This is a genomic window from Streptomyces sp. CC0208, assembly GCF_003443735.1.
GTDB classification, from domain to species: domain Bacteria; phylum Actinomycetota; class Actinomycetes; order Streptomycetales; family Streptomycetaceae; genus Streptomyces; species Streptomyces sviceus.
Window position 1 is genome coordinate 2,551,901 of the sequence record NZ_CP031969.1, and the last position, 15,341, is coordinate 2,567,241.

Sequence of the window (15,341 nt, forward strand, 5' to 3'; positions counted from 1 at the left end):
CTACGTGAGCGGTGAGCTGCGCTGCTTGGGCCCGGCGCCTATGGGGGTGCCGGGTTCGGTTGTGGGGCGGCTGCGGGCCGGCGGGGGCTGGTCGCGCAGTTCCCCTCGCCCCTGGGTAGGTGCAGTCACGCCGGCCACGACGGGCCGTTCGTCACCTCCCCCGCCGCGACGCGCGCCACGGCCGGCCGGTGGCCGCGTACGGCGGGAAGGGGACGGGGTGGGGGGTGTCCGCCCGCAGCGGCCGGCGTCCGTCACAGAGCCCTGCTCAAAGGGACCGAGCCGCCGGACCGAGGACGGACACCCCCCCACCCCGGCCCCGACCCCAAACCACACCGCACGCGCTACACAAGCCCCCACCGAACCCGCAGCTGCGCCGCAGGCATCAGGGGCGCGGGGAACTGCGCAACAAACACCCGCCCCCACCGAACCCGCACCCGCACAACCCCCCGCCTAACATGTTCCGCATCGATCAGCCGATCACCGCAAGGGGAGGCCCCATGCCACCGACAACCGACCACCTGCACGCCTTCATCGCCGGCCTGCCCAAGGCCGAACTCCACGTCCACCACGTCGGCTCGGCCTCCCCCCGCATCGTCTCCGAACTGGCCGCCCGCCACCCCGACTCCAAGGTCCCCACGGACCCCGAGGCACTGGTCGACTACTTCACCTTCACGGACTTCGCCCACTTCATCGACGTCTACCTCAGCGTCGTGGACCTGATCCGCACCCCCGAGGACGTACGGCTCCTCACCTACGAGGTCGCCAGGGACCTCGCGCGCCAGCAGGTCCGCTACGCGGAGCTCACGATCACCCCGTTCTCCTCGACCCGCCGCGGCATCGACGAGCGCGCGTTCATGGAGGCCATAGAGGACGCCCGCAAGGCGGCGGAGTCGGAGTTCGGCACGGTACTGCGCTGGTGCTTCGACATCCCCGGCGAGGCCGGCCTGGAAGCCGCCGAGGAGACGGTCCGCCTCGCCACCGACGACCGCGTCCGCCCGGAGGGCCTGGTGAGTTTCGGTCTCGGCGGCCCCGAGATCGGCGTGCCCCGCCCCCAGTTCACGCCGTACTTCGACAGGGCGATCGCCGCCGGCCTGCACTCGGTCCCGCACGCCGGCGAGACGACCGGCCCGGAGACCGTGTGGGACGCCCTCACCCACCTGCGCGCCGAGCGCATCGGTCACGGCACGAGTTCCTTCCGGGACCCGGAGCTCCTCGCGCACCTCGCGGAACACCGCATCCCGCTGGAGGTGTGCCCCACCTCCAACATCGCCACCCGAGCCGTCCGCACCCTCGACGAGCACCCGATCAAGGAGTTCGTGAAGGCGGGGATCGTCGTCACGATCAACTCCGACGACCCCCCGATGTTCGGCACGGACCTGAACAGCGAGTACGCGGTGGCGGCGCGGCTCCTGGAGCTCGACGAAGAGGGCCTGGCCCGACTCGCGAAGAACGCGGTCGACGCGTCGTTCCTCGACGAGCCCGGCAAGACCAGGATCAAGGACGAGATCGACACGTACACGGCCACCTGGCTCGCTCCGTGACCCCTCTGACGGCCGTGGCACACCGCGGCGACCCCTACCGCGTCCGGGAGAACACGATCGACTCCCTGCGGGCCGCGCTCGACCGGGGCGCGGACGCGGTGGAGGTCGACGTACGGCTCACCAGGGACGGTGTGCCGGTGCTGCTCCACGACGAGACGCTGAAGCGGCTGTGGGAGCACGACCGCCCCCTCCTCGCCCTGTCGGCGGACGAGGTACGAGGGCTGACGGACGGGAAGGTGCCGACGCTGGCGGAGGCTCTCCGGGCCACCGACGGCCACCGCCTGATGCTCGATCTACCCGGTACGAGAGAGGTTCGCACGGCCCGCCGCGTGGTCGACGTGGTCCGCGAGTGCGGTGCCCTGGACCGCGTGTACTACTGCGCCGGCGCCACCGCCATGCTGGCCGTCCGCGAGGCCGACCCGACCGCGGAGATCGCGCTCACCTGGACGAGCCTCGCTCCCCCGCGGCCCGCCCTCCTGGACGCGGTGAAGCCCCGCTGGCTCAACTACCGTTTCGGCCTGATGGACCGGGACCTCGCGGACCGTATCCACGCCGACGGTTACCTGATCTCCGTGTGGACCCCCGACACCCGCCGCTCGATGCGCCGCCTCGCCGCCCTGGGCGTCGACTCGATCACGACGAACCGGGTCGACGTGCTCTGCGCGCTGAGAGCCCACGCGGACGGGAGTCAGACCCCCGAGTACGCCCGCGGCGGCAAGATCGCCTGAGCGTCCGCCCCTTCCCCCACCCACAACCTGATCAGCAGGGCCGCGGTCGCCTCGACCAGGCCCGCCCGGTCCAGTCCCCCGGCGTTCAACGGCTCGCAGCCCAGGTCGCGCACGAGTCGTCGTACGACGGTCAGGGCCTCCTCGTCGTCCCCGCACAGCGGCACCGCGAGGGGGCGGCCGTCGAAGACGGGCGGGGTCAGCCGCCAGACGTCGACATGGCACAGGTTGAAGGCCTTCACGACGTGCGCCGAAGGTGCGGCGGACGCGATGCGTTCGGCGGCCGAGGGCCCACCGGAGGTGAGCAGGCCGAAACCGGGCCCCACGGGATTGGTGCAGTCGATCAGCACCTTGCCGCGCAGTGCGTCCCCCAGCCCACCGACGACCTCGACGACCGCCTCGTACGGCACCGCGAGCAGTACCGCGTCCGTCCCGGATTCCGCCGCCTCGCGCAGCCCGCCCGAGCGGCTGCCGGTGACCACCTCGTGACCGGCCCGCCGCCACTGCGTACCCAGCGCGTCCGCCATACCGCCCCGGCCGATGATTCCCACCCGCATGACGTCTCCTCCTGCTTCGCCGGAGCCTCGGTTTCTCCGGATCCGGCACGACACTAGAAAGCCGCTCGGGCACCATTCGGTACGTGACCACCGACCTCGACTTCCTCGCCGACTGCCGCACCCGCCTCGCCTTCGACCTCGTCTCCCACACCTGGAACCCGGTGGTGATCTGGGCCCTCAAGGACGGCCCCGGGCGCCCCGGTGAACTCCGGGCGCGCATCGGCGGGATCAGCCAGAAGGTGCTGACGCAGACGCTGCGCCGACTGGAGTTCAACGGGCTCGTGGCACGTCGGGCCTACGGCGGCTCCCCGCCCCGCGTGGAGTACGAACTGACCGCCCTGGGGCGGACTTTGGTCGCACCGATCGAGGCGTTCGGCGTCTGGGCACACGATCACGGTGACGAGGTGATGGACGCCCAGGAGCGCCACGGCGGCACTGCACCCGGGGCCGCTGAACAGCCGTCGCCGCGTTGGCCGGAGTCGACCGGGTGAGGTACTGGGGCCGTCCCGTGGCGCGGACCAGGCCGTAGCGAGTGACGCCCTGGTCGGGGCCGGTGGTGATGTCTTTCTGCGGGCGAGGCACCGTGGAGGGCACGGACGACGCCGCGGGAGGTCTCCAGGCGCTCCTTCATCCGCTGGACGCGCTGCTGTCGGCTGATGCCGACGGCGGCGGCCAGTTCGCGCCGGGTGAGTTGGTCCGCGACCTCCAGCCACCACAGGCCAGCGCACGGCCTCCGCGACCTCGCGCCGCCGCGCCTCCAACCGCAGCCGCGGGACGGTGAGTTCGGCGAAGTCGGTGGCCTCGGCTGCCGAGGTTGTCGACGGCCCGCAGCACGGTCTCCTGGACGACGTCGTCGACATCGGCGTGGCCGTTCAGGGCGCGGCCCACGATGTTGCACACCAGCGGCAGCCCGCCCTCGACGAGCTCGTCCAGCGCACGCCGGCGCCCCCTTCCGCCCCCTAGGGGTTCTCCCCCTTCAACTCCCCCAGAGACAGCAGGAGTTGCTCAGGGTTCCACCAGGGGCGGGGCCCTTCTCGCCGACGATCCCGCCGCCTCAGCAGGCCCGCAGGATGATCACACACGTCCCACACCCCCAGGAGCCCACTCGTGCGTGACCTTCGCCGCAGAAGCATCCTCGCCGTCGCCCTCTCCGTGCCCCTGACCGCCGGCCTGCCGGCCTCACCGGCGATCGCCCGTACCGCCTCCGCCCCGGACGCGAAGGCGTTGCGCGCCGCGCTCGCGGGGCTCCCCGACGCGAACGCCACCGCGGCCCTGGTCCGGGTCGGCGGCACCGACGGCACCTGGCGCGGGAGCTCGGGCGTGCACGATCTGGCAAGCGGGCGGCCCGCCGATCCGGACGCCCGGTTCCGGGCCGGTTCGACGACGAAGGTGGTCACGGCGGCGGCCGTACTGCGGTTGGTGGCGGAGGGGCGGATCGACCTGGACACACCGGTCCAGCACTATCTGCCCGGCCTCCTCGGCAGGCGGTTCCGGCCGGTCACCGTGCGGAACCTGCTCAACCACACCAGCGGCATCCCGGCCGGCGACGGCCTCGGCACCACCTTCGAGGAGGTGTACTCCCACCGCTTCGATACGCTCAGCCCCCAGCGCGTCGCCGCGTCCGCGGGTGCGAAGAAGCCGGAGTTCTGCCCGGGGAAGCAGCAGCACTACCTCAACATCAACTACACGTTCCTCGGCCTGCTGATCGAGCGGGTGACCGGGCGGTCGTACGCCTCCGAGGCCGGCCGGCTGGTGCTGACGCCGGCCGGGATGCGGGACACGTACTTCCCGGGCACCGACCCGCGCATCCTCGGCCCGCACAACCGGGGCTACGAGGCGGTGAAGAAGGCCGACGGGACGACGGAGCTACTGGACGTCACGGAGTGGAACCAGGCGGACCGGTTCGCGGCCGGGGACATGATCTCCACGACCGCGGACCTGGAACGGCTGCTCACCGGCCTGTTCCGGGGGCGGATCGTCCCGCGGCCGCAACTGAGGGAGGTCTTCTCGGTCCCCTCGGACATCACCGGCGCGAGTTACAGCGCGGGCGGGCTCCAGCGCTTCGAGTCCGAGGGGAAGGTCTACTGGGTCAAGTCCGGTGGCCGGTACGGCTACAACTCGGCGCTCGCCGGCACCTGCGATCTGAGCCGTACGCTCGTGTACTCGGTCAACTCCACCGACGCCAAGAGCGAGGACGCGAACCCGGTCGTCGTCCGGATCATCACGGCCGCGCTCAAGTAGCGGGCACGGCAGGGGTGCTGGGCACGGGCTGGTACGGGAAGAGAGCCTCCAGCCGCTTGATCTTCCTCCGGACGACATACAGGGGGAGCACCCCGAACACCCCGAACGCCATGTCGATCACGCTCCACCAGAACGGGATGCCCCGGATGGGCCCGCAGATCAGGGCGAGCGGGACGATCCCGGCGCAGGCGATCATCGCGAACTCGACGACCCAGATGTTGCGGACCGGGTCGCGGTAGGGGCCGTAGAAGGCGACCGCGATGACGAGGTGGGCGAAGGCGAGCCAGTCCGTTCCGTAGAGGAGGAAGGGGTAGTCGGAGTCGGCGGTGTCGAGCCCGCGCCGGACGCGCGCGATCCAGTCCATCAGGGCATCCGGCGCGGGAAGGTGCCGCAACACGTCCTCGGTCCAGCGCAGTTCGTGGACCAGCGGGAAGGCCGTGGCCCCGCTGAGCACCAGACAGACGACGAAGAAGACCAGCCATGCGCGGATGCCCCTGAGGTGGGCGGCTCTGTCGCTCATGGCAGCAGCGTACGCCTGGAATTGAACATGTTCAAAAGGGTTGGTCAGGACGACGCGGCGGTCTCCGCCAGCTTCTGGAACTCGCCGAGGTCGTAGTTGGCGAGTGCGGAGTCGAGGTTGGTCAGCGCGCCGAGGTGCTCGACGAACCCCTTCGGGTCGTACTCGATCTGCAGGGTCACCCGGCTCGTCGTGTCACTGAGCCGGTGGAAGGTGACCACGCCGGCGTGGTGCACCCCCTCCACCGTGCGCCAGGCGATGCGGTCCTCGGGGACGACCTCGGTGAGCTCGGCGACGAAGTTCTTGTCGGCACCGGGCAGTTGGAGCTGCCAGGCGAAACGGCGCTCGTCCAGCCGCTCCACCAGGCGTACGTGGCTCAGAAAGGTGGGCCACCGGGTCACATCGCTCCACAGGGCCCAGGCAACAGCGACGGGAGCCTCGACATCGACGGTTTCCACGAGGGACGCGGACATGCTGCACCTCTCCTTCCGACGGGCCGGGACGGACCCGGCGGTTGCGGTGCGAAGCGGATACCCCCGCCGGGGCGGCACACACGGCAGGGCCGACAGACCGGCGCACCGCCCAATGCCGTTCTTCGCCCTGCGCTTCGTGGGCGGGTGGCCGGCGGCCCTGACCGCGCTCGGGTACACCGTCGCCACGCTGGTGCGCGTCCGGTCACTGGACCGGGTGCGAAGCGACGGACACCCGGCCGTACGGCTCCTGGTGCCGACGCCCGCCTACCGGGACGGTCCACCCCGGCATGGTGGATCGGGTCGTTCGACACGTACCACCACTGACCAGGGCCGACGCGGGGGCGCGGGGAACCGGGCGACCGGCCCCCGCACCCCCGCGACGGCGGAAACTACGCGTCCAACGAGGTCATCACGTGCTTGATCCGCGTGTAGTCCTCGAATCCGTAACCCGACAGGTCCTTGCCGTACCCCGACTTCTTGAACCCGCCGTGCGGCATCTCGGCGACCAGCGGGATGTGCGTGTTGATCCACACACAGCCGAAGTCGAGCTTCTTGGACATCCGCATCGCGCGGCCGTGGTCCTTGGTCCACACCGAGGACGCGAGCGCGTACTCGACGCCGTTGGCCCACGACACGGCCTGCTCCTCGTCGGAGAAGGACTGCACGGTGATGACCGGTCCGAACACCTCGTTCTGGATGATCTCGTCGTCCTGCTTGAGCCCGGACACGACGGTCGGAGCGTAGAAGTACCCCTTCTCGCCGACCTGGTGACCGCCCGCCTCGACCTTGGCGTGCGCGGGAAGCCGCTCGATGAACCCGGAGACCTGCTTGAGCTGGTTCGGGTTGTTCAGGGGACCGAAGAGCACGTCCTCGTCGTCCGGCTGCCCGGTCTTCGTGTCGGCGGCGGCCTTCGCCAGCGCCGCGACGAACTCGTCGTGGATCGAGGACTGCACCAGCACGCGCGTGGCCGCCGTGCAGTCCTGCCCGGCGTTGAAGAAGCCCGCCACCGAGATGTCCTCGACGGCCTTCGGGATGTCGGTGTCCTCGAAGACGACGACCGGGGCCTTGCCGCCCAGCTCCAGGTGCACCCGCTTCAGGTCCCTGGACGCGGACTCGGCGACGGACATACCGGCTCGCACCGAACCGGTGATGGACGCCATCGCCGGCGTCGGGTGCTCGACCATCAGCCGCCCGGTGTCGCGGTCGCCGGTGATGACGTTGAAGACACCCTTCGGCAGGATCCCGCCGATGATCTCGGCGATCAGGACGGTCGACGCGGGGGTGGTGTCCGACGGCTTCAGCACGACCGTGTTGCCGGCCGCGATCGCCGGAGCGAACTTCCACACGGCCATCATCATCGGGTAGTTCCACGGCGCGACCTGCGCGCAGACCCCGACCGGCTCGCGCCGAACGATGGAGGTCAGGCCCTCCATGTACTCACCGGCCGACCGCCCCTCCAGCATCCGCGCCGCACCCGCGAAGAAGCGGATCTGGTCGACCATCGGCGGGATCTCCTCGGACCGCGTGAGCCCGATCGGCTTGCCGGTGTTCTCCACCTCCGCCGCGATGAGCTCTTCGGCCCGCTCCTCGAACGCGTCCGCGATCTTCAGCAGGGCCTTCTGCCGCTCGGCGGGCGTGGTGTCGCGCCAGGCCGGGAATGCGGCGGCAGCGGCGGCCATCGCCGCGTCCACGTCCGCCTGTCCGGACAGCGGCGCGGTCGCGTACGCCTCACCGGTCGCGGGGTTGACCACCTCGGTGGTGCGCCCGTCGGCGGCGTCCCGGAACTCACCGTCGATGTAGTTGCGCAGACGACGCAGCTCGGTGCTCACTGCCGGCCTCCTGGGAAGGGTTGAAACTGTCCACTGACTGAGACACCCACCCTAATCGCCAGGCCCACGTTTTCAACACCCCCGATCCCGCCAAGGCTGCGAAATCCGCAAGTCTCAGTCGCGTAAACAACGAATTTCATCGCCCCGACCTTGCGAAACCGACGAGACGTCGTGCACAGTGAGCTCGTGGCCAGTCGAAGCGCAGACCCCAGGGACTCCCGCGAGCCCAGGAGCGGGTCCCGGAGCGAGTCCAAGGGCGAGTCCAGGAACGGCAGCAGCCCGAACCTGGACGCCGTCTCCCTCGCCATCATCGAGCAGCTCCAGGAGGACGGCCGCCGTCCGTACGCCGCGATCGGCAAGGCCGTGGGCCTGTCCGAGGCGGCCGTGCGCCAGCGCGTCCAGAAGCTGCTCGACCAGGGCGTGATGCAGATCGTCGCCGTCACCGACCCGCTCACTGTGGGGTTCCGGCGCCAGGCGATGGTCGGCATTCACGTCGAGGGTGATGTCGAGTCCGTGGCCGACGCGCTGACCTCCATGTCCGAGTGCGAGTACGTGGTGATGACGGCCGGCTCCTTCGACCTGATGGTGGAGATCGTCTGCGAGGACGACGACCACCTCCTGGAGGTCATCAACCGCCGTATCCGGGCCATCCCCGGAGTGCGCTCCACCGAGAGCTTCGTCTATCTGAAGCTCAAGAAGCAGACCTACATGTGGGGAACCCGATAACCGTGAGGACCCGATAACCGTGAGCTCCAAGGACCTCAGCCGCACCGCGTACGACCACCTGTGGATGCACTTCACCCGCATGTCCTCGTACGAGAACTCCCCGGTCCCGACCATCGTCCGGGGCGAGGGCACCTACATCTACGACGACAAGGGCAAGCGCTACCTCGACGGTCTCGCGGGCCTGTTCGTGGTCCAGGCCGGCCACGGACGGGTCGAGCTGGCCGAGGCGGCGTTCAAGCAGGCGCAGGAACTGGCGTTCTTCCCGGTGTGGTCCTACGCCCACCCGAAGGCCGTCGAACTCGCGGAGCGCCTCGCGCAGCACGCGCCCGGCGACCTCAACAAGGTCTTCTTCACGACCGGTGGCGGCGAGGCGGTCGAGACCGCCTGGAAGCTCGCCAAGCAGTACTTCAAGCTCACCGGCAAGCCGACCAAGTACAAGGTCATCTCCCGAGCGGTCGCCTACCACGGCACCCCGCAGGGCGCCCTGTCCATCACCGGTCTGCCGGCCCTGAAGGCCCCGTTCGAGCCGCTGGTCCCGGGCGCCCACAAGGTCCCGAACACCAACATCTACCGCGCCCCGATCCACGGCGACGACCCCGAGGCCTACGGCCGCTGGGCCGCCGACCAGATCGAGCAGCAGATCCTCTTCGAGGGCCCGGACACCGTCGCCGCGGTCTTCCTGGAGCCGGTCCAGAACGCGGGCGGCTGCTTCCCGCCCCCGCCCGGCTACTTCCAGCGGGTGCGCGAGATCTGCGACCAGTACGACGTGCTGCTCGTCTCCGACGAGGTCATCTGCGCCTTCGGCCGCCTCGGCACCATGTTCGCCTGCGACAAGTTCGACTACGTCCCGGACATGATCACCTGCGCCAAGGGCATGACCTCGGGCTACTCCCCCATCGGCGCCTGCATCATCTCCGACCGCCTGGCCGAGCCGTTCTACAAGGAGGACAACGTCTTCCTGCACGGCTACACCTTCGGCGGCCACCCCGTGTCGGCCGCAGTGGGCCTCGCCAACCTCGACCTGTTCGAGCGCGAGAACCTCAACCAGCACGTCCTGGACAACGAGGGCGCGTTCCGCTCGACCCTGGAGAAGCTGCACGACCTGCCGATCGTCGGCGACGTCCGCGGCAACGGCTTCTTCTACGGCATCGAACTCGTCAAGGACAAGGCGACGAAGGAGTCCTTCAACGACGAGGAGACCGAGCGCGTCCTGTACGGCTTCCTCTCCAAGGCCCTGTACGACAACGGCCTGTACTGCCGTGCCGACGACCGCGGCGACCCGGTCGTCCAGCTCGCCCCGCCGCTGATCTCCGACCAGGGGACCTTCGACGAGATCGAGCAGATCCTGCGCGCGACCCTCACCGAGGCCTGGACCAAGCTCTAGCCCCCGGCGCCGGACCCCGGCGATTGAGCGGCTCATACGGCCCGGAGTGCGCCCGTCCGAGTGACAGGCACGCACCCCGGGCCGTGTGCTGTACGGCGTCCCGCCCCCGCCTCCTTAGCGTGCCTGGTAACCGATCGGCCCTGCTTTCGTTCCCCCGCTCGGGGGATTGCAAGGCACAACGGACCAGAACGAGGTGTACGCCCATGGAGGCCCCGCCGGACAACGATGTGCTCTGGGCACGCTCCCTGCACTTCACCCACCGCGACGGCTCGCCGGCGCTCCAGGGTGTGTCCCTCGGAGTGCGCGAGGGAGAGATCCTCGCTGTCAGCGGGCCGCGCGGCAGCGGCAAGACCGCACTGCTCAGATGCCTGTCGGGACTCACCCCAGCCCAGCGCGGCGAGGTCTGGTTCAACAGCGTGCCCGTGCACACCATGGGCCCGATGCCCCGTGAGCGCCTGCGCCGTGACCGCTTCGGCTGGATCGACCCGGCCCCGGTGCTCGTCCCGGAGCTCAACGCCTGGGAGAACGCCGCCCTCCCCCTCATGCTGCGGGGCACCGGCCGCCGGCGCGCCAGAACGGCCGCCGTGGAGTGGCTGGAGCGCCTCGACATCGGCGACCGGACCCGCTGCCGCCCGCACGAGCTGACCCAGTCCGAACGCCAGCGCGTGTGCGTCGCCCGCGCCCTGGCCCCGGCCCCGTCGGTCCTGTTCGCGGACGAACCGACGGCCCCGTTGCACCGGGCGGACCGCGCGCACGTCCTGCGCACCCTCACGACGGCCGCCCGCTCCCACGGCATCACCGTCGTCCTGGCGACGCACGACCCCGACACCGCAGCCCTGGCGGACCGCACGGTCACCCTCCTGGACGGACGCCGGGTGAACACCGTGCACCTGCCCCCGATGGCCGACTCGGAAGGCCGTACCGCGTGCTCGCTCTCCGTCTGACCCGGGGCGCCCGTCCCGCCGTACAGCTGCGCCGCCTCCTGGTGGCCCTCGCCTCGGCGGGCACGGGCTTCCTCCTCCTGTGCACCCTCGGCCACGCGATCAGCCACCCCGAGGACGCGTCGGGCGCCGTCCTGCGCCTGGCGTGGTGCCTGACCCCTCTGGCGGCGACGGTCCACTTCGCCCTGGCGGTCGCCCGCACCGACCCGGGCACCCGCCCCCGCCCCGGTCTCGCGGCGATCGGCCTCGGTCCGGCCCGCCTGATGGCCGTCACGGCCGCGACGACGGCCCTGTCGTGCACCCTCGGCTCGATGCTGGCGCTGCTCGTCTTCCTCCACCTGCGGGGCGATCTGACGGGCATGCCCTTCGACGGAGCGGCGGCGGACTTCCTGGCAGCGGGCGCCCCTCTTCCGTTGCCGGCGGCCCTGACCCTGCTGGGCCTGGTCCCGGCGCTCGCGTCGGTGACGGTGGGACTCGTCCTGCGGCCACGGGACGACAGGTCGTCGGCGGCGAAGAGGGAGGCACGGTCGTACGGCCGCTTCGGGGCGTACGGCAGGACGGCGGCCAGGGAGCCCTTCGGGGCGTACGGCCGCTTCCGCGCGCGCCGGACGGCGGGTGAGCCCGCCGAGGACCGTACCGCCGCTGAGGTGGCTCACCAGCCGAAGCGGGCCGGCACCCCGCCGGCTCGGGACGGCGAGGACATGGCCGCAGCACTGCCCGCCGAGGACAGCCGGACCGACGACCTCGACCCAGCAGTCCTTCCCTCCCCCAAGGAAGCGCCCAAGGGCCTCCCCTGGGGCGTCGCGGTCCTCGCCGCGGGTCTGGCCGTGGAGGCCTACGCCAACCGTCAGGGCACCACCCCCGCCGCCCCTCTCCCCGGCGGTCTCGCAGGCACCCCCTCCGTCCTCGTCGGCTGGCTCCTGACCGCCGTCGGCCTGGCGATCGCCGGCCCCGGTCTCACCCACCTCTGCGGCCGTCTCCTCCAGTCCACCCGGCCCGGCGCCCTCCGCCTCCTCGCCGGAAGGGTCCTCATGGCGGAGGCGACCCGTATCGGCCGCCCGTTGGGCATCGTCTGCGCGGTGGCCTCCGGGGCCTACGCGATGACCACCCTGTACGACCGCACGGGCCCCGAGGTGGGCCCCCTCACCACCCTGGGCCTGGCCCTCGTGACGAGCTGCACCCTCGCCACGCTGCTCACCGCCGCCGTGGAGGCGAAGCACGCGAGGTCGGACACCACGGCCGCGCTGGTCCGCCTCGGCGCTCCCGCGACGATGCTCCGCAGCGCGGCGGCCCTCCGCGCCGGCGCCCTGCTGGCCCTCTTCGGCCCGCTGACCCTGGTCGTGGCCGAGCTGGCGGCCCTGCCTCTGACCGGCTGAGAAAAAAGCCCGCCGCAGCGATGAGTTCCGCCGGGCCCGCCCGTCTACCCCTGCGTACAGCACGCACCCGATGGGAGAGACTCCGATGACCTCGCCGACCTACCAGCAGATGATCTTCGTCAACCTGCCCGTGAACGACCTCGACGCCTCGAAGAAGTTCTTCACGGAACTCGGCTACTCGATCAACCCGCAGTTCAGCGACGACAACGCGGCCTCCGTGGTGATCAGCGACACCATCGTCGCGATGCTGCTCACGAAGCCGTTCTACGCGACCTTCACCAAGAAGGAGATCGCGGACGCGACGAAGACCAGCGAGGTGCTGGTCGCGCTGAGCGCGGAGAGCCGCGCCAAGGTCGACGAGCTGGTCGACAAGGCGCTGGCCGTGGGCGGCACCCCGGCAGGCGAGACCCAGGACCACGGCTTCATGTACGGCCGCTCCTTCGACGACCCCGACGGCCACACCTGGGAGGTCGTCTGGATGGACCCGGCGGCGATCCAGAGCTGATCCCCCGGCCGCCAACCGGCGTGCGAGCATGGGCGGGTGCAGACGAGCCCCGCCCACGCGGCACACCACGACGACCGTGAGATCGAGACGCTGGAGGAGTTCGACGCGGTCGTACCGGCCCGCGGCACCCTCACCGGCTTCCGGGTCCAGTCCGTCGACCTGACGGACCGGACACGAGAGTTGCTGGCCACCGACACCTCGGGCGCCGTGTTCCTCGGCTGCCCGATGCGGGAGAACGCCGCGGAGAAACTCCGCGCGGACGGCGCGCTGGTCTTCCCGCCCGTCCCGCACCTGCCCTTCGATCCGTACCGCGGGCTGCTCTACTCCCCCGACGAGTTGTTCGACGGGCTGGAGAAGGGCTACGAGCAGACTCCCGACGCCCTGGCCTACGCCTGGTTCCAGCGGACCAGGGCCGACGGCGACATATACGCGTCGATGCTCCGCTCCATCCACGACGACGCCGTCTCCGACGCCCTCGACGAACTCCTGCGCGGCGCACGGGTCGTGGGCGTGATGGGCGGTCACGCGATGGCCCGCGGCACCCGCGAATACGCCGGTGCCGCCCGCCTCGGCCGTGAACTGGCCCGCGCCGGGTTCACCCTGGCCACCGGTGGCGGTCCGGGCGCGATGGAGGCGGCCAACCTCGGCGCCTACGCGGCCCCCTTCGAGGACACCATGCTCGACGAGGCGTGCGAACTCCTCGCCGGGACACCGTCGTTCACGCCCTCGATCACCGACTGGGCGCGCGCCGCCTTCGAGGTCCGCGCCCGCCGGCCCCGGGGCGGGAACTCCGTCGGCATCCCGACCTGGTTCTACGGGCACGAGCCGCCGAACGCCTTCGCCTCGCACATCGCCAAGTACTTCGCCAACGCCACCCGCGAGGACGGTCTGCTCGCCCGCTCGAACGCGGGCGTGGTCTTCCTGCCGGGCGCCGCCGGCACCGTGCAGGAGATCTTCGACAACGCGACGCCCAACTACTACGAGTCGCGCGGCGAACCCACGCCGATGGTCCTCGTCGACCGCGCCCACTGGACGGAGAAGCTGCCGACCTGGCCGCTGCTCCAGGCACTCGCGCGAGAGCGGTCGATGGAGTCCCGAATCGCCCTGGTTGACCGGATCGAGGACGCTCCGGCGGCACTGAAACGTCTCGCTGTGTAATAAGCAGGTAAAGTCAACGGTGGCGGGGGGCCTACGCGTTGACACTTCTTATGCAGCGCTTATAGACCTGTGAGACTCGTGGGGACGGTGATGACACATCACCGTCCTTTCCACCCCCCGCATTTGCGCACCCCGTGAAGGATGAACGTGGCATTCACGCCCATATCCCGCCGCACCTCCCGCGCCGCGCGCTTCCTCGGTGTCGCCGCCGCGTCGACCGCGATCGTGCTCGGCAGCTCCGGCAACGCCCTTGCCTGCAACATCAAGGAGTTCTCCGCCGAAGCCAAGTGCGACGGCGACAAGGGCATCATCACCGTGACTGACGTGGACAAGTCCGGTGTCGAGGCCACCGTCTCGGTGTACCTGCAGAACAACGGCGCCGACGCCAAGAAGGTCGGCGAGCAGACGGTGAAGGGCTCCAAGGACGGCACCACCATCACCTTCCAGGAGGACTGGGCGCCCAACGCCGAGTACCGCATCCATGTGGAGGCCCTGCCCTACATCAAGGGCGAGGACATCAAGAACAACCTGATCACCCCGGCGACCGCCTGCAAGACCGAGGACACGCCGACCCCGACGCCCACGTCCACCCCGTCGGACTCCGCCAGCACCCCGGCCGAGGAGTCCCCGACCCCGACCTCGACCCCGTCGGCCTCCGAGGGCACCACCGCCCCGGCGACCGTCGAGAGCAACGCCCCGTCGCCGGCGGCCGGCGACTCCAACCTCGCCGAGACCGGTGCGAACTCCAACACCGGCCTGATCGCGGGGATCGCCATCGCCCTGGTCGCCCTCGGCGGCGGCGCGGTGTTCTTCGGCCTGCGCCGTCGTGGCGCCGGCAGCCGCTGACGCCGTAGCCGAACGACCGTTGTGGCCCGTCCCCGGTGTGGGGGCGGGCCACAGCCACGACCTCACCCGAACGTGGCCCGCTCCAGCCAGAACTCCAGCAGCTCCCGCTCCCCGATCACTTCCAACTCCGGGCTGTCCAGGGGCAGTCGACGGTAGAAGGCGAGCATGACGGAGGTGAGCGGCCCCCGGAGTGCGACGGTCGCCTTGTCGTGCGGCATGGCCCGCTGCACGAACTCCACGATCTGGAGCCACTCGTCGATTGCGTCGACGGCGCTCTCGGGGCGACCTCGTACGGCTGCCGGGCGGCGAGCGCGGCCTCGATGCCGTCGACGGCGAGCTCCTCGGGCATTCGCCGGGCCCAGAAGCCCGAGGTGGGAAACCCGCCGTTGACCGGGTGGGCGCTGGTGCGACGACACTCCCGTGGCTCCGGCCGGCCACAACCCGTCACCGCGTCCGCGCGCAGCTGCGGGCAGTCGTGCCGCTGGGGCGGCACGGGTGAGCCCAGCGGCACCCCGCAAGCGC

Annotated in this window: 15 protein-coding genes and 2 pseudogenes; 11 read left to right on the forward strand and 6 right to left on the reverse strand. The window is 70.8% G+C overall.

Annotated elements, in window-relative coordinates; genetic code table 11:
• The first annotated feature begins 497 nt into the window (after nt 1-497).
• Both D1369_RS11370 and D1369_RS11375 read left to right on the forward strand, forming a co-directional pair.
• Nucleotides 498-1,541: an adenosine deaminase gene (locus D1369_RS11370; protein ID WP_037901564.1), complete on the forward strand. Its 1,044-nt coding sequence runs from the start codon at nt 498-500 to the stop codon at nt 1,539-1,541.
• The gene (locus tag D1369_RS11375; protein ID WP_037901562.1) at nt 1,538-2,269 is read left to right on the forward strand and encodes a glycerophosphodiester phosphodiesterase; all 732 of its coding nucleotides are present in this window, start codon (nt 1,538-1,540) and stop codon (nt 2,267-2,269) included. The genes D1369_RS11370 and D1369_RS11375 overlap by 4 nt, the downstream gene beginning before the upstream one ends.
• On the opposite strand, the gene D1369_RS11380 is transcribed toward D1369_RS11375, so the two are convergent.
• Nucleotides 2,230-2,823 carry an NAD(P)-binding domain-containing protein gene (locus D1369_RS11380; RefSeq protein WP_037901560.1) on the reverse strand — a complete coding sequence of 198 codons (594 nt, stop codon included), beginning with the start codon at nt 2,821-2,823 and terminating at the stop codon, nt 2,230-2,232. The two genes, D1369_RS11375 and D1369_RS11380, sit on opposite strands and share 40 nt — an antisense overlap.
• An 83-nt stretch (nt 2,824-2,906) precedes the next feature.
• Here D1369_RS11380 and D1369_RS11385 point away from each other — a divergent pair, with 83 nt between their 5' ends.
• Nucleotides 2,907-3,314 (forward strand): helix-turn-helix domain-containing protein, encoded by a 408-nt coding sequence (locus tag D1369_RS11385; RefSeq protein ID WP_007385005.1) that lies wholly within the window; start codon nt 2,907-2,909, stop codon nt 3,312-3,314.
• Between the two features lie 83 nt (nt 3,315-3,397).
• Here the strand turns inward: D1369_RS11385 and D1369_RS11390 are convergent.
• Nucleotides 3,398-3,756, reverse strand: a pseudogene (locus D1369_RS11390) (sigma factor); the annotation flags it as partial.
• A gap of 174 nt (nt 3,757-3,930) precedes the next feature.
• On the opposite strand from D1369_RS11390, the gene D1369_RS11395 reads away from it, so the two are divergent.
• Nucleotides 3,931-5,064, forward strand: a complete 1,134-nt coding sequence (locus D1369_RS11395) for a serine hydrolase domain-containing protein (protein WP_007385004.1) — start codon at nt 3,931-3,933, stop codon at nt 5,062-5,064.
• Here the strand turns inward: D1369_RS11395 and D1369_RS11400 are convergent.
• From D1369_RS11400 to D1369_RS11415, 3 genes are all read right to left on the reverse strand, one after another.
• Nucleotides 5,057-5,584, reverse strand: coding sequence for a membrane protein (locus tag D1369_RS11400; protein WP_037901558.1), 528 nt, complete (start codon nt 5,582-5,584; stop codon nt 5,057-5,059). The two genes, D1369_RS11395 and D1369_RS11400, sit on opposite strands and share 8 nt — an antisense overlap.
• A 44-nt stretch (nt 5,585-5,628) precedes the next feature.
• Nucleotides 5,629-6,054 (reverse strand): SRPBCC family protein, encoded by a 426-nt coding sequence (locus D1369_RS11405; protein ID WP_007385002.1) that lies wholly within the window; start codon nt 6,052-6,054, stop codon nt 5,629-5,631.
• Between the two features lie 389 nt (nt 6,055-6,443).
• On the reverse strand, nt 6,444-7,883 hold the full coding sequence (locus D1369_RS11415) for a gamma-aminobutyraldehyde dehydrogenase (RefSeq protein WP_007385001.1): 1,440 nt from the start codon (nt 7,881-7,883) through the stop codon (nt 6,444-6,446).
• 171 nt (nt 7,884-8,054) lie between these two features.
• Here D1369_RS11415 and D1369_RS11420 point away from each other — a divergent pair, with 171 nt between their 5' ends.
• The 7 genes from D1369_RS11420 (at nt 8,055) to D1369_RS11450 (ending at nt 14,819) form a co-directional block, all read left to right on the forward strand.
• On the forward strand, nt 8,055-8,609 hold the full coding sequence (locus tag D1369_RS11420; protein WP_037901556.1) for an Lrp/AsnC family transcriptional regulator: 555 nt from the start codon (nt 8,055-8,057) through the stop codon (nt 8,607-8,609).
• Nucleotides 8,610-8,628: 19 nt separating this feature from the next.
• Nucleotides 8,629-9,993, forward strand: a complete 1,365-nt coding sequence (locus D1369_RS11425) for an aspartate aminotransferase family protein (RefSeq protein ID WP_007384999.1) — start codon at nt 8,629-8,631, stop codon at nt 9,991-9,993.
• A gap of 203 nt (nt 9,994-10,196) precedes the next feature.
• Nucleotides 10,197-10,937: an ATP-binding cassette domain-containing protein gene (locus D1369_RS11430; RefSeq protein ID WP_007384998.1), complete on the forward strand. Its 741-nt coding sequence runs from the start codon at nt 10,197-10,199 to the stop codon at nt 10,935-10,937.
• Nucleotides 10,919-12,310 carry a hypothetical protein gene (locus D1369_RS11435; protein ID WP_118082440.1) on the forward strand — a complete coding sequence of 464 codons (1,392 nt, stop codon included), beginning with the start codon at nt 10,919-10,921 and terminating at the stop codon, nt 12,308-12,310. The genes D1369_RS11430 and D1369_RS11435 overlap by 19 nt, the downstream gene beginning before the upstream one ends.
• 85 nt (nt 12,311-12,395) lie before the next feature.
• Nucleotides 12,396-12,815: a VOC family protein gene (locus D1369_RS11440; protein ID WP_007384995.1), complete on the forward strand. Its 420-nt coding sequence runs from the start codon at nt 12,396-12,398 to the stop codon at nt 12,813-12,815.
• 36 nt (nt 12,816-12,851) lie between these two features.
• Nucleotides 12,852-13,973: an LOG family protein gene (locus D1369_RS11445; protein WP_007384994.1), complete on the forward strand. Its 1,122-nt coding sequence runs from the start codon at nt 12,852-12,854 to the stop codon at nt 13,971-13,973.
• A gap of 141 nt (nt 13,974-14,114) precedes the next feature.
• Complete coding sequence (locus D1369_RS11450; protein WP_050789757.1) at nt 14,115-14,819, forward strand: LAETG motif-containing sortase-dependent surface protein; 705 nt, start codon at nt 14,115-14,117, stop codon at nt 14,817-14,819.
• Between the two features lie 62 nt (nt 14,820-14,881).
• Here D1369_RS11450 and D1369_RS11455 read toward each other — a convergent pair.
• Nucleotides 14,882-15,192: pseudogene (locus tag D1369_RS11455) on the reverse strand (hypothetical protein); the annotation flags it as partial.
• Nucleotides 15,193-15,341 lie beyond the last annotated feature (149 nt).